Origin of the sequence: Mesorhizobium sp. WSM3873 (genome assembly GCF_001672445.1) — a bacterium.
Taxonomy (GTDB): domain Bacteria; phylum Pseudomonadota; class Alphaproteobacteria; order Rhizobiales; family Rhizobiaceae; genus Mesorhizobium.
Window position 1 is genome coordinate 123,589 of the sequence record NZ_LYTM01000008.1, and the last position, 13,488, is coordinate 137,076.

Consider the following 13,488-nt stretch of genomic DNA (forward strand, 5'->3'; position numbering starts at 1 on the left):
AAATCGTTGCAATGGCCTGATTGCTCCCCATATTCCCGGCCACGGGCTTGGAAATGCCGCCAAAGCATTGTAAGGAGCCGCCTCCAAATCACCGGTCGTATGCGCGGCCGCGCTAGGCCTCGCCAGGATAAATTATGGAAACGGTACTGATCGTCGTTCATCTTATGGTCGTGCTCGCTCTTGTCGGGGTGGTGCTGCTGCAGCGCTCCGAAGGCGGCGGTCTCGGCATTGGCGGCGGTTCCGGTTTCATGACGGCGCGGGGCGCAGCCAACGCGCTTACCCGCGCGACTGCGATCCTGGCCGCGGCTTTCTTCGTGACTTCGCTCGCGCTCTCCATCCTTGCCCGCTACGGCGAGAAGCCGATCGACATCCTCGACAGGGCACCGGCTTCGACCTCGGGCAATGCCGGCAAGGGCGTGCTCAACCAATTGCCGGGCGCCACCGGTCCGGTGGGCAGCTCGCAGCCGGCGGCGCCGGCTACCGGCACCGCGCCGCCCGCCCCGTCGGGCGGCGCGACGACCACCACGCCGCTGTCGAATGGCGGCACCACCACGGCTCCGGCCACTGCTCCCGCAACACCGGCGCCCGCGAATCCGACCACGCCGCCGGCCGCGAACGGCGTTACATTGCCGGTCACCCCGCAGGTTCCGAACCAGTAGCCGGACAAGCATTGCCGCCGCGATCTGTTGTTCTTTGAACACAGTCGCGGCAAATGCCGCTCGATCACGAAGATTCAACCAAATGTAACACGTCGCTCAGCTTGAGGGTGCGCTGGCTAATCGATTATAGATTGCGCGCGGCACTTTCGGCGTCCTTGGGGGGCGCCGGGCGACGCCGTTGGGCAACTAGCATAGAAAATCGGATCTTCGCCATGCAGCTTCGCAGCTTCATCCTTTTGGGATTCTGTGCCGTATTCGGCATGGGATCCGCGGCCTTTGCCTCACCGGCAAACCTGGCCGCTTCGCCGTCGGTAGAGAAGACCGACGCAATCCCCGTCGCCGCCAAGAGCGACGCATCGCAGCTGAGGCTTCTCAAGAAGAAGAAAAACCCGACTCCGGACGACCTCGCGCAGATCGAAAAGCTCGAGGCCAAGATCGCTGCCGACAAGGAAGCGGCCAAGCAGAAGGCGCTCGAAGCCCGCAAGCTGGCGATGCGCGAGGCGGCCAAGGCCAAGGCGGATGCGGCGCGTCAGGAATGGCTCTCCAAGAAGGGTTCGGCCGCGCCGGCCGAAGTGGCCGATGCGAAGCCCGGGAAGAAGACCGTCAAGATCATCGAACCGATCATGCCCGTGGCGCCGATCGCCTCGCTCCAGGCCGAGGAGCCCATCCCGGCCGACGCGATGAACATCACGGCCACCGGCAACAACGGTGAGTTGCGCAGCGAACAGCCCGGCCAGAAGCGGGCGAGCAGCGGCGGGCTGTTCGCCGGCCTGTTCGGGGGGTCCTCGGTGACCTCGATCAACTATCTGCCGGAGACCCGCGCGCTTGATTCGGCGCTCGCCAAGAAGGATGCCAAGAGGCCGTTCAAGGTGAAGCCGGAGTTCGTGCCGCAGGACGTTGCCTTCACCGGCTATGAGCCCGGGACGATCGTCATCGACACGACTGCTCGCCGTCTCTACCTCGTCGAATCGTTTTCCACCGCGCGCCGCTACGCCATCGCAGTCGGCCGTGAAGGTCTTCAGTTCAAGGGGACGGTGGCCGTCGGCGACAAGCAGGAATGGCCGCGCTGGATCCCGACGCTCGACATGCAGAAGCGCGAGCCGAAGCACTATGGCCAGTACAAGGACGGCATGCCCGGTGGCGGCGAAAACCCGCTCGGCGCGCGCGCCATCTACCTCTATGACGGCAAGAAGGACACGCATCTGCGCATCCACGGCACCATTGCACCGCAGTCGATCGGAACCAGCGCCTCCAACGGCTGCTTCCGCATGATCAACGAGCACGTCATGGATCTCTACAGCCGCGTCAAGGTCGGCACCAAGGTCGTCATTATCTAACGCGTTGAAGCAAACTGCCGAAAGGGCCGGCACCACCGGCCCTTTTTCTTTGATCAAAGCGCGTCGCGTTGAAAGACGCAGGTGCGGCGCTTTCGAGTTTCTGTTCTGATGCCTGCCGTTCTCCCAAAACCACTGCACAGTTTTGGGCGGCATGCTTCAGAGAAATGCCCATCCGGACACCAGCGCCATTTGGGAAAAAGCCTTCGCGGCGGTTTTTTCTCTGGCGGAATCAATCAGGCCGCGTTAAGCGATGACTCCCATGGCGCGATATGTATTCATCACAGGCGGCGTGGTTTCCTCACTCGGAAAGGGCATCGCCGCAGCAGCTCTTGGGGCTCTTCTGCAGGCGCGTGGCTATCGCGCGCGGATAAAAAAGCTCGATCCCTACCTCAATGTCGACCCCGGAACGATGTCGCCGTATCAGCATGGCGAAGTGTTCGTGACCGACGACGGCGCCGAGACCGATCTCGATCTCGGCCATTATGAGCGTTTCACCGGCCGCTCGGCCAACCAGCAGGACAACATCACCACCGGCCGCATCTACAAGAACATCATCGAGCGCGAGCGGCGCGGCGACTATCTCGGCGCGACGGTGCAGGTGATCCCGCACGTCACCGACGAGATCAAGCACTTCGTCCTCGAGGGCAATGACGATTACGACTTCGTGCTGTGCGAGATCGGCGGCACGGTCGGCGACATCGAGGCGATGCCGTTCCTGGAGGCGATTCGCCAGCTCGGCAACGACCTGCCGCGCAACAACGCGGTCTATGTGCATCTCACCCTGATGCCGTACATCCCTACCGCCGGCGAATTGAAGACCAAGCCGACGCAGCATTCGGTCAAGGAATTGCGCGGCATCGGCATTGCGCCCGACATCCTTCTGGTGCGCGCCGACCGGCCGATCCCCAAGGAAGAGCGCCGCAAGCTTTCGCTGTTCTGCAATGTGCGCGAGAGCGCCGTCATCCAGGCGCTCGACGTGCCGCACATCTACGACGTGCCGATGGCGTATCACAAGGAAGGGCTGGATTCCGAGGTGCTTGCCGCCTTCGGCATCGATCCGGCGCCGAAGCCGCGGATGGAGCCGTGGCAGGCGCTCTCCAGCCGCATCCACAATCCGGAAGGCGAGGTGACGATTGCCGTCGTCGGCAAATACACCGGCCTCAAGGACGCCTACAAATCGCTGATCGAGGCGCTGTCGCATGGCGGGCTTGCCAACCGCGTCAAGGTCAAGCTCGACTGGATCGAGAGCGAGATCTTCGAGAAGGAAGACCCGACGCCGTGGCTGGAGAAGGTGCACGGCATTCTCGTTCCCGGCGGTTTCGGCGAGCGCGGCTCCGAGGGCAAGATCCTGGCCGCGAAGTTCGCGCGCGAGCGCAAGGTGCCTTACTTCGGCATCTGCTTCGGCATGCAGATGGCCTGCATCGAGGCTGCGCGGTCGCTCGCCGGCGTCGAGCATGCCTCTTCCACCGAATTCGGCCCGACCGAGGAGCCGGTGGTCGGCCTGATGACGGAATGGCTGAAGGGCAACATGCTGGAGAAGCGCAGGGCTACCGGCGATCTCGGCGGCACCATGCGCCTCGGCGCTTATCAAGCCGACCTCGCCAAGGGATCGAAGATCGCCGAGATCTACGGCGACACGCAGATCTCCGAGCGCCACCGGCACCGCTACGAGGTGAACATCGACTACAAGCAGCGGCTTGAGGATTGCGGCCTGGTCTTTGCCGGCATGTCGCCAGACGGGGTGCTGCCGGAGACGGTGGAATATCCCGACCATCCCTGGTTCATCGGCGTGCAGTACCACCCTGAACTGAAGAGCCGCCCGCTCGAGCCGCACCCGCTGTTTGCAAGCTTCATCGAAGCGGCGGTGGAGCAGTCGCGGCTGGTCTGAACGATCGGCCGGCGACCATGCGAACTTACGTCGCGCTGCTCTACAGCATCATCCTGGGCGAGGGGCGGCGCGTTGTCATGTCCGAGCTCAAGGCGATGGCCGAAGCCATCGGGCTGAAAAACGTCCGCACGCTGGTCGCCACGGGTAATCTGGTCTTCGAGGCGCGGACGGCCAGCGTTTCCGGTCTCGAACGGCGGCTGGAAAAGGCCTTCGAAGAGACTTTCGGCCGCCATGTCGATATCATCGTGCGCGACGCAGAAGACTGGCTGAAGCTTGCTGCCGCCAATCCGTTCCCGGACGAATCGGCAAAAGCCGGCGATCAGGTTGCGGTGCGGGTGATGCGCCGGCCGGCGCCTGAAGAAGCCGCAGCGGCTCTTACAGCCTATGCCGCCGCGGACGAGAAGGTGCTGTCGGTCGACGGCGATATTTGGGTCGTCTTTTCGCGCGAGCGGCCAAGCTCGCGGCTGCTCGCCGCAGCAAACCACAAGCGCATGGGGATCGGCACATCGCGCAACTGGAATACGGTGCGCAGACTGTCCGAGATGGTCGCCAAATAGGTTGAAATAAGGGTGGCTTTCGCCGCCCCGACTACTCAAGTCTCAACCCTCCGCGCCGGAGCAGGGCGAATCCGATTCCTCGATCGTTCACCGAAATCTGAGGCAGGCGACCGTTCCGATGAAAGGCCGCTGAGAAACACCTTCACGCAATCTGGAGATGATTCTCCTTTCGAGAAGCTGGCGCAAAACGGGAGATTTGATAAGGTTTGCTCAAGTCTACATGTCAGGGGGCATCGTGAGTTTGTGAGCAAGTCTCAGCCAGGCTTACAAGTGCCTAGCCGCAAAGCATTGCCTGAGCTGCTCGCGCTCGTGAAGCCGACGATCGTTATTCTTGCGATTCTTGCTGCCTGGGCCCTGACCGTCGGGCCAACGGAGGCTCAGACGATCTCCGATCAAATTGGTTCGGTGGTGTCAGATCAGAACGAAATCATCCGGCGCTACTCGGCCCCGCGAAAGCCCGGCACGATCGATCTTTCGGTTTCCGATGCCCGCAAGGAAACCCCGCCCGCCGCGGCTCGAAAAATAAAGTTCATATTGCGATCGGTAACCGTTCGAGGCGCCGTCACGGTCGCAAATGAAACACTTCGAGCTGCCTGGGCCGGGGATCTGAACAAAAGGATCAGCCTCGCAGAAGTCTACGCGATCGCGGAGAGGATCGACGCCATCTACCAGCGGGAAGGATATTTCTCGTGGGCGGTCGTGCCCAAGCAGGACGTCTCTTCCGGTAACGTGGTCATCATTCTGTATGAATCCTACGTGCGAAAGGTCACCATCAAGAGTGCTGTGCCCAACGTCGAGGAACGTCTGCGGCCCTATATCGATCGCATCGTCGCCATGCGTCCGATCCGCATCAAGGAAGCCGAGCGCGTACTGCTGTTGATGAGCGACCTTGCCGGCCTGACGATTGAAGGCGTCTTCACGCGTCCCGAAACGCCCTCGGCGGGCGGGGATCTGAAGTTGGACATCAGCTTCAACCGTGCCAGCGCAACAGGGATATTCGATAGTTTTGGCAGCGACGCGGTCGGTCCGTACCAGCTGACCGGCACCGGTACCTTAAACGATGCGCTGAGGCTGTTTGAGGCGACGAAAATCGTTGGGGTCACCATTCCCGCCAGCCCGGACGAGCTCAAATTCGTCCTCGGCTCGCAGGATGTTCCGGTAGGATATGACGGATTGCACGTGGGCTACAGCCTCGGCCATGTATCTTCCGAACCCGGCGGCGATCTCGGGCCTCTCGAACTCGATATTCAGTCGACCTTCGGGACAGTCTATGCCAACTACCCCTTCCTGCGGACAATCGATCATAGTCTTTTCGGCCGGATTGAGCTGAACTTCAAAGACAACTCGCTGGGCGCCAGCGGGCAAAGGGCGACGGACGAAGACCTGCGATGGCTGGCAACGTCCCTGAACTATATCGGCGAGCTGGACAAGGGCGCCATTTCGTTGACCGGCACTTTCGGCCAAGGTCTGGACGCCCTCGGCGCGAGCGACAGCAGCAACCCCCATGCGCCGCGTGAAGGCGTTCCCGACGACTATCGGTTTTTCCGCGCCGATCTCGACCTGCGCAAGGAGATCGTCCCGCTCACCACCATTCGTCTTCGCGTCGCTGCCCAGTATGCGCCCACGGCGCTTCCATCGGCGGTGCAACTCGTGCTCGGCGGCGATCCCTATGGGCTGGCCTTCGACGGCTCGGCGGCTTCCAGCGACAGTGGGATAGCCTCCGCGCTGGAACTGGGGCGAAACATCCAACTCCCGGAATCTTCGCCCTTCTCGAATTTGAACGTGTTTGCCTTCGTCGACTATGGCGCGATCCGGAACCACGACACGGGCGTGGATTACACCGAGGCAGAACTGGGCTCGGCCGGGGTGGGGGTGGCAGCTTCTTTCGGACAACACCTCAATGCAAGGGCGATAGTCGCAATACCGTTCCAAGACAGCCAAGAGCTGGCCGATACCGGCACGCGATTCCTGTTCCAACTCATCGGTTCATATTAGAGCGATGCCGGGAAAGCCCGACACAGAGTTCCGCCGTGCTTCAAACGAGGAGACGGAGCGGCTCACAACGGGTGAGCCGCTGCAAAATTGTCGAGCCGTCTCGGCTCTCATCCGGCATTCAGTGGGGGTTGGGCGGCGTATACGGCTGGCCAAGAGCCTCTGAAACCGCAACAAATACACGCGTTGCAGGCGAAGAGCAGACCGTGTCGCGTGGATCGTCGGTCAGCGTCGGCTCCGCCTTGCAATCGCCGGAAGCAATGTCGCTGTTGGTCTGGACCACGGCGGCTATGTCCGCACCTGCCTTGTAAAACAAGGTCGTGTTGTAGCCTGGCAGTTCGCCCGTATGGCCCACCCAGCCGCCGATGCAACCGACGCCGATCCCGTAGCCGGCCGCGCCCGGGAAGGTCAGCCGCTCCTTCTGCGCAGCTGCCCCCAGCAAGCCGTTCCCGGTGCCCAGTGCCCGAGCATAAACCAGCAAATCGTCGATATTGGAAATCAGTTCCCCTGCAGTCCATCCCCAGGATGGGTTCCAGTTCGTCGCGTTGCTTGGTGCATCCGGCTTGGCAAAATCCCCCTGCAGGGTAAAGCCCTGAGCATAGGGCACCGGCAAATCCACCGAGTCGCCCGGCCAGGACGTATTCTTGAGCTTCAGCGGATCAAAGATCTGCTCCTTGAAAACCTCGCCGACGGTCTTTCCAGTAACCTGCTCCATGACCATGCCGAGCAGGATCGTGTTGGTGTTCGAATAGTTGAACGAGGCTCCGGGCTCGAAGAGAGGCGATTCTGCCACGCCGATGGCTACCAGCTCCTTGGGCGTGAAGATCGTTTGAGGCTTGGAGAACAAGACATCCTGGAATTTTGCACTTTGGGTATAGCTCGCAATGCCGCTGGTCATATCGGCGAGCTGGCGGAGCGTGATCCGATCGCCATTGGGGATGCCGGGCACGTATTTCTGGATCTTGTCGTCAAGCGACAGCTTCCCAGCTTCGGCCAGCTGCATGATCGCCGTGCCGGTGAATGTCTTGGTAACTGAACCTATGCGCGTGTGCATCCCCACAGCCATGGGTGTGCCGGCGGAAGGGTCGGCCTTGCCATACGCCGCCTTCCATGTTCCGGAAGGTGTCACCACGCCGACGATGACACCTGGTGCCGCCGTCTTGGGCAGCGCGGATCGAACCGCAGCGTCAAGCTTCGCGCTGAGCTCCGAGGGCAGCGGCGTTGCCTTCGCCGGAACCGACCCATCGGCAATCACTTTTTCGATGTTCGCAACGCATCGCGCGCTATTGGTTGCGAATGCGTTTTGGAAGGAAAAAGCAAACAGGGCGACGGAACCGATGCAGCGGACGATCAGACGAAACCCATTCTCTTCCATTGCCATTCTCCACATTTAGAAAAAGGTCGGACGAACATCATGGTGAGCAGTTAAGGATCGAAAAGTCGGGGGCAGGGCGTTTTGGAGCTCTTGGCGGGGAAGCGCACAGCGCCGGCGTTGGTTGGCGAGCGCAAGTTCGTCTAAACAAACATTCTCAACCCGGACGGGAACTCGCCTCTCCAACTTGCGCCCTCCGCATAAGCTACGTTCCGAGGCAAAGATACGATAAGATGAGGTCCGGAGCCAAGGTGTATCGCTGGGCGTGGAGCGCTTTGGCAGAACTCGCCTAGCTAAGCACGGCGTTAGTGCCAGCAAATGGTGCTCGGCGGCTTGGAGAATGGCGATGTTCGACTTCGAATATCTTGGTCAGAAGCGACAAGCGGGAATTCTTGCGAAAGTATCGGAGACTTCCACCTTTCCGGTGACACGAAGGCACGTGCTCGCAAGCTCAACCCTGCCGTTTCTCGTCGCCTTTGCCGGTGTTCGGCGGGCAGCCGGCGGATCGCAGGATCCGGTGTTTCAATTGACCAAAAGCCAGGTTCCTGATCGCAGGGTCGCGCTCCTTCAATGCGTGCTCGAGGACAAAGGGTTTTACTCTTCCGATGTTGATGGATTGTTTGGCCCGCAAACAGAGAGCGCCACGAAGGCCTTCCAGGCGGCGCATGGGATAACCGCTGACGGTGTCGTGAGCATTCGGACCGGCAAAGCGCTGGGGTTGCCGTTTTGGGACACGAACATCATGCGCCGTCTGGATCCGCCTTTTCGTGACGATGCGAAATATGCGCAAGGCACTCAATTCGACTTCAGAAGCCTGGCCGGCCTTGGCAACTTCTTCAGCGGCCAACCGGACGCCGACTACGACTCGTCAAATACGCTTACTCGAAGAGCTCTCCGAACCAACAATCCGGGTGCCATCAACATCTCCAATTGGCAGAGAGACAGCATGAACGGATATATGGGATGCACGTTGCCGGATCGTCATGGAAATCAAACTGCCATATATGAGGCCCCGGAGTACGGAGTAGGCGCTTGGGGATTCCTGCTACGAAAAATATACTTTAATGGCAGCAAGGATAAGGTCACCGTCGGCGCCATTGTCGACAAGTATCGAGGTAAGAATTCTCGCGATCCTTATATCGATGGCTATAAGAGATACTCGGCCGGAAAATTTTCTGAGGACTACGAGGTCGATCTATATAACAACGCGATTTTGGCAAGGTTGGCTATCGCGTCTTACTCTCACGAATTCGGTTCCTGGTATCCTCTCACGGACGACCAGCTTATGGCGGGCTTTGCTGTTACGGACGGCTATATAGACGCAACAGGCAAGGACGTGGTCGTCGTGTCTCCTGAAGAAATGGATCCTACCATCTACATCATTGAGCCCGAGCTCGAACTGCCCTGACGCAACTTTTTCGAGCGCAAGGACCCCGCATTGGCTGGCCCGAGATGGTGGGCAAGTGAGACGAAGCAAATGGGGCGGCTTTCGCCGCCCCGACTGTGTTAAGCCTTGGCCATGCGTGCGCCGGCGCCGAGCGCCATTGTGCGCAGCACATAGTAGACGGCGCCCGCGATCGCGACCCCGAAGAACCAGCCATAGACGCCCCACCAGGACGGCAGCCAGTTGGTGAAGTTGGGCAGGATCGAGGAGAAGATCGCGCCGATGCCGGCGGCGATGAAGGCGTTGACGTGCCAGCCGCCCTGGAAGCGAAACTCGCCATCTTCGCGGTAGAGCGCGTTGACGTCGACCTCGCCCTTACGGATCAGATAATAGTCGACCATCATCACGCCGAAGATCGGCCCCATCGTTGCGCCGATGATGTTGACGAAGGAGGCAGCGCTGCCTTCCCACGGCGCAAACGGATAGAGCACCAGCGCGATCAGCGCCGCGATATAGCCGCCCTTCTTGAAGTCGATCTGACGCGGGAAGACGTTGGAGAAGTCGAAGGCCGGCGAGACGAAGTTCGCCACGACGTTGATGCCCAGGGTCGCCACCGCGAAGGTCAGCGCGGCAAGCGCCGCCAGGAACCAGCTGTCGAATTTGGCCGAGATCTGGTCGGGGTGGAGCAGCACCTCGTGATAGACGTCGTAGGCGGCGATCGTGGTGACGCCGGCGACCAGCGAGAACAGGATCAGGTTGACCGGCAGGCCCCAGATGTTGCCCTTGCGCAGCGCCGCGTTGTTGGGCGCGTAGCGGGCGAAGTCGCAGAAGTTGAGGTAGAGCGCCGAAAAGTAGGTTACCCAGATTGCCGCCACCGCGAACAGCGCGGTCCACGAACCCGGCTCGCCTGGCACGCCGGCATCCTTGGTCCTGTCGAGCAGCACGTCCATCGGAATATCGCTGGTGAAGGCGAAGGTGCCCGACTTGACGCAGAGATAGATCGCCAGGATCAGCATCATCACCCAAACGGCGGGTCCGGCCCAGTCCTGGAAGCGGCGCACCGTTTCCATACCCTTCTGGATGATCAAAAGCTGCAGCGCCCAGATGACGACGAAGCAGATCACCTCCAGGGTGGAATGGCCGAGCAGATGCGAGGTCCTGTTGAACTCGTCGAACCACTGCAGCCGCGTCAGCAGCGCGACGATTGCGCCCGACGCGGCGGCCGTCTGCGCGCCATACCAGAAGCAGGCGACGACGGCGCGCACCAGCGCCGGAACGTTGGCACCCCAGATGCCGAAGGAGGCGCGCGCAAGCACAGGGTAGGGCACGCCGGTCTTAACGCCGGCATAGCCGACAAGGTTCATCAGGAAGTAGATGATCAGCGAGCCGATGCCGATGGCGATGATGAAGTTGACGAAGCCGCCGCAGAACAGAAAAAGGCTCGCGGCGAGATAATAGCCCCAGAGGCTGTGGACGTCGGAAGTCCAGACGTTGAAGATTGAAAACGGCCCCCAGTTCCTGACTGTTGCCGGAGCCAGATCCTCGTTGTAGAGGTCCGGCGAAGCGCCTTGTATGGTCATTGCAACTGTCCCCTTTTGCAAAACGCGGCGACCCGCGTTAACTGGTGAGGGTAAGCCTGCCGCTGGGGAACCTACAAGCAATCCATTTGCCGGCTTTGGCCTTAAAGTCATTCAATGAGAATCGCGCTTCTCGTCGCGCCAAAACAGGAATCGCCTTCACTTGAGTCGGGTTGCTGATCGTGCCCTGTCCGGTTCCGAACCTTTTCGAGCAGCAACCAAAATTGTATGGAACCAAACCCCTGGACATGCGTTTATGCGGGTTCGGCCGCTTTGCGGTCGACCGGGAGGATAGTGATGGATCGCTTGCATTTCTTTACCCCAGTGCGGATCGCGCGTGGGCAGGGATACCCCTTGGAGGAAGTCGACAGCGTCTCCGAAGCGATGGTGTTCCTGCGGAAGTGGCCAACGGGGAGGCGCGGCCCCGTTTATCAATGCGCCGTGAATTGCTGCTCGGCAGCTATGGCTGGCAAGATGTCGGCTGAGGAGGCGAGAAAGGCTTTTGTCGGCTTTGCCCGCATCACTCGGATTCTCGACGACGAGATGGCGCTGCCTCTGGGCGGCGCCTCGATGGACAATGTCTACGCTCTAAGGCGCTAGCACGTTCGAATCCTTCGGCAGCATCAGACGTCGGCCTGAGGCCGACGTCCGCGGTGGTGTTGTGTCCTTACTGGCACGAGTTGCGTCGTTTCAATTCCCCCTGAAAGAGCGTGTGAGGGGGCTTCCACCGGGGCCAGCGGCTGGTCGTGTCATACGCCGGACTGTTTTCATGGCCTGCCGGCGGCGCTCTACCGGCAGATTGTCCACCGGATGCCATGCCGGCCGGAATATCGTGCAGCGGAACTAAAAATCCCACCGCCCCTTTAGGTATGCAGCGTTGGACCGAGAGGCGTGTTGGCCAGGGACGCCGGCCCCACGCGGATGCCATCCGGACGGTTGGAGGCGGATTTGGCGGTTGAAGATGTGGCGCGTGCGAAGAGCGGCATGCGCCCCACGGTGATCGCGGTGGCGGCAGTGCCGCTGCTGTTTTTGTTGAGCGGTCTTGCCATCCGCTACGCCGCATTCGCATCGGTGTCGCCGGATCCGAGCCTAGCGGCCTATGTCCGCGCCTTCTGCAAATGGGATTGCTCCTGGTATGTCGGCATTTCCGAACAGGGCTATGAGCGCTTTCCCATTCCTGGCCGCAGCAATGTCGGGCGCTGGGGGTTCTTTCCGCTTTATCCGATGCTGGTGGCGGCGGTCCGCACGATTCTGCCCTTCTCCACGATCGCGATTGCGACGGCGGCATCGCTGGCGTGCGGCTACCTCTCGTGCCTGGTGGCATGGCCGCTCATGGACAGGAATATGCGGGCCTATGTGCTTTATTGCGCCTTCCTGCTGAGCGGCCCGTTCTCGTTCTATTTTGCCACCTTCCTCACCGAGCCGCTCTTCGTGCTTTTGACGTCCTGCCTCTTCCTGGCGCTCAAACGCTCGAACCATCTCGCCGCTGGGTTGTCCTGCGCGCTGCTCTCGGCAACGAGGGTCGTCGGCGTGCTGGCCGTGTTCGCGATCGTCATTCGCATGTTCGAGGAGCATCGCGCGAAGGGCGGATCGGTCATTGGCTTTCCGCGCTGGCTGCTCGGCCGGCCGGATCTCATCATCGCCATACTCATCTCGCCCGCCGGCCTGTTCGCCTACATGCTCTACCTTTACGTCACGGTCGGGGACGGCTTTGCCTTCGTGCATGTCCAGCGCGCGTTCGGGCGCGTGGCCGGCAACCCGCTGCTGTTCCTCTGGGCGGGGCTGTCCTATCACCCCGGGGCCGGTTGGTGGCCCAGTGCGCCGCAATGGAGCGCGTCGACGGCAATCGTGGGACTGGCGCTGGCGGCGGTGCTCGCGGCGCGCAGGCAAATTGGCGCGGCCCTGTTCTGCGCCATGGCCATCATCCTGCCTTTGACCTCGAATCTGGCTTCGATGGTCCGCTATGTCGTCGGCCTCGCGCCGCTGACGATGCTGACGGCGGTGCTGTTGTCGGGCTCGAAGGCGACATTGGTCGCTGCGCTGATTGTCTTCCTCTTCACCTGCTACTTCATGACCGTGGCCTGGCTTGGAGGCTATCTTGCGCTGGTCTGAGCTGACGGAATCGACCAGGCCGGTAATCCTGGGTGCCGGCTACGCGCTGGCGGGCGCGCTTGCGGCAGCCGAGATCACCATCCTGGCGCTTGCCCTCAGCCCGAATGTCAACGACGATTACCGCGCCTATTACATCGACAAGACCACCACATGCCTCAACCGGGACGCCGTGGGGCGCTACACGCCAGGCCGGACCGTATCGTTCCGCTCCGACGGCGCCCGGGAAGCAACCACCATGATGGTCTGCGGCTGGTCGGGGCCAGTGGCGGACGGCACCCATTCGCTGGGCGAGAGCTCTCGCCTGCGCCTTACCCTGCCGCCGCTCCGCGACGGGCTTCGGGCAACGCTGGAAATGGCCGCCGTTATTCGCCCGCCGCAGACCTGGCAGAGGATCGTCGTGTCGGCCAATGGGACCGAGGTGTATCGGGGGACGCTGTCGGGCGATGTGGCGACAACTGTGTCCTTCGTCATTCCGCACGCCGTGCTGGCTGGCAAGGCGACACTGGACATGGCCATCGAGTATCCCGACGGCATTCCGCAAAGCGCCGATGCGAGCAACATCTACAACCGCGCCATCAAGCTGAGATCTTTTCGGTTGGACACGCTTTGA

11 protein-coding genes are annotated in these 13,488 nt (G+C 61.3%); 9 read left to right on the forward strand and 2 right to left on the reverse strand.

Annotated elements, in window-relative coordinates:
• Positions 1-134 precede the first annotated feature (134 nt).
• From secG to A9K71_RS07630, 5 genes are all read left to right on the forward strand, one after another.
• The gene (secG, locus tag A9K71_RS07610) at positions 135-659 is read left to right on the forward strand and encodes a preprotein translocase subunit SecG (RefSeq protein WP_066992690.1); all 525 of its coding nucleotides are present in this window, start codon (positions 135-137) and stop codon (positions 657-659) included.
• Between the two features lie 212 nt (positions 660-871).
• Positions 872-1,996 (forward strand): L,D-transpeptidase, encoded by a 1,125-nt coding sequence (locus A9K71_RS07615; protein ID WP_066992691.1) that lies wholly within the window; start codon positions 872-874, stop codon positions 1,994-1,996.
• Between the two features lie 250 nt (positions 1,997-2,246).
• Positions 2,247-3,884: a CTP synthase gene (locus A9K71_RS07620; RefSeq protein WP_082953678.1), complete on the forward strand. Its 1,638-nt coding sequence runs from the start codon at positions 2,247-2,249 to the stop codon at positions 3,882-3,884.
• Positions 3,885-3,901: 17 nt separating this feature from the next.
• A complete protein-coding gene (locus A9K71_RS07625; RefSeq protein WP_066992695.1) occupies positions 3,902-4,441 on the forward strand; it encodes a DUF1697 domain-containing protein in 540 nt (179 codons plus the stop codon).
• A gap of 288 nt (positions 4,442-4,729) precedes the next feature.
• A complete protein-coding gene (locus tag A9K71_RS07630; RefSeq protein WP_082980385.1) occupies positions 4,730-6,436 on the forward strand; it encodes a ShlB/FhaC/HecB family hemolysin secretion/activation protein in 1,707 nt (568 codons plus the stop codon).
• 118 nt (positions 6,437-6,554) lie between these two features.
• Here the strand turns inward: A9K71_RS07630 and A9K71_RS07635 are convergent, their stop codons facing one another.
• Positions 6,555-7,808: a serine hydrolase domain-containing protein gene (locus A9K71_RS07635; protein WP_082980386.1), complete on the reverse strand. Its 1,254-nt coding sequence runs from the start codon at positions 7,806-7,808 to the stop codon at positions 6,555-6,557.
• Between the two features lie 343 nt (positions 7,809-8,151).
• Here A9K71_RS07635 and A9K71_RS07640 point away from each other — a divergent pair, with 343 nt between their 5' ends.
• On the forward strand, positions 8,152-9,213 hold the full coding sequence (locus A9K71_RS07640; protein WP_245299551.1) for a peptidoglycan-binding protein: 1,062 nt from the start codon (positions 8,152-8,154) through the stop codon (positions 9,211-9,213).
• Positions 9,214-9,311: 98 nt separating this feature from the next.
• Here A9K71_RS07640 and A9K71_RS07645 read toward each other — a convergent pair whose 3' ends face one another.
• Entirely contained in the window at positions 9,312-10,769 is a 1,458-nt protein-coding gene (locus A9K71_RS07645; protein WP_066992703.1) for an NCS1 family nucleobase:cation symporter-1, read from the reverse strand.
• A 294-nt stretch (positions 10,770-11,063) separates the two neighbouring features.
• Between A9K71_RS07645 and A9K71_RS07650 the strand changes: the two genes are divergently transcribed.
• From A9K71_RS07650 to A9K71_RS07660, 3 genes are all read left to right on the forward strand, one after another.
• Entirely contained in the window at positions 11,064-11,366 is a 303-nt protein-coding gene (locus A9K71_RS07650) for a DUF982 domain-containing protein (RefSeq protein WP_066992705.1), read from the forward strand.
• A 348-nt stretch (positions 11,367-11,714) separates the two neighbouring features.
• Positions 11,715-12,878: a hypothetical protein gene (locus A9K71_RS07655; RefSeq protein ID WP_066992815.1), complete on the forward strand. Its 1,164-nt coding sequence runs from the start codon at positions 11,715-11,717 to the stop codon at positions 12,876-12,878.
• Complete coding sequence (locus A9K71_RS07660; RefSeq protein ID WP_066992708.1) at positions 12,865-13,488, forward strand: hypothetical protein; 624 nt, start codon at positions 12,865-12,867, stop codon at positions 13,486-13,488. Before A9K71_RS07655 ends, A9K71_RS07660 begins: the two co-directional genes overlap by 14 nt.

Bases quoted from the DNA above. Each gene is read 5' to 3' on its own strand.
- secG (WP_066992690.1), top strand. From the start codon at position 135: ATGGAAACGGTACTGATCGTCGTTCATCTTATGGTCGTGCTCGCTCTT.
- A9K71_RS07615 (WP_066992691.1), top strand. From the start codon at position 872: ATGCAGCTTCGCAGCTTCATCCTTTTGGGATTCTGTGCCGTATTCGGC.
- A9K71_RS07620 (WP_082953678.1), top strand. From the start codon at position 2,247: ATGACTCCCATGGCGCGATATGTATTCATCACAGGCGGCGTGGTTTCC.
- A9K71_RS07625 (WP_066992695.1), top strand. From the start codon at position 3,902: ATGCGAACTTACGTCGCGCTGCTCTACAGCATCATCCTGGGCGAGGGG.
- A9K71_RS07635 (WP_082980386.1), bottom strand. From the start codon at position 7,808: ATGGAAGAGAATGGGTTTCGTCTGATCGTCCGCTGCATCGGTTCCGTC.
- A9K71_RS07640 (WP_245299551.1), top strand. From the start codon at position 8,152: ATGTTCGACTTCGAATATCTTGGTCAGAAGCGACAAGCGGGAATTCTT.
- A9K71_RS07645 (WP_066992703.1), bottom strand. From the start codon at position 10,769: ATGACCATACAAGGCGCTTCGCCGGACCTCTACAACGAGGATCTGGCT.
- A9K71_RS07650 (WP_066992705.1), top strand. From the start codon at position 11,064: ATGGATCGCTTGCATTTCTTTACCCCAGTGCGGATCGCGCGTGGGCAG.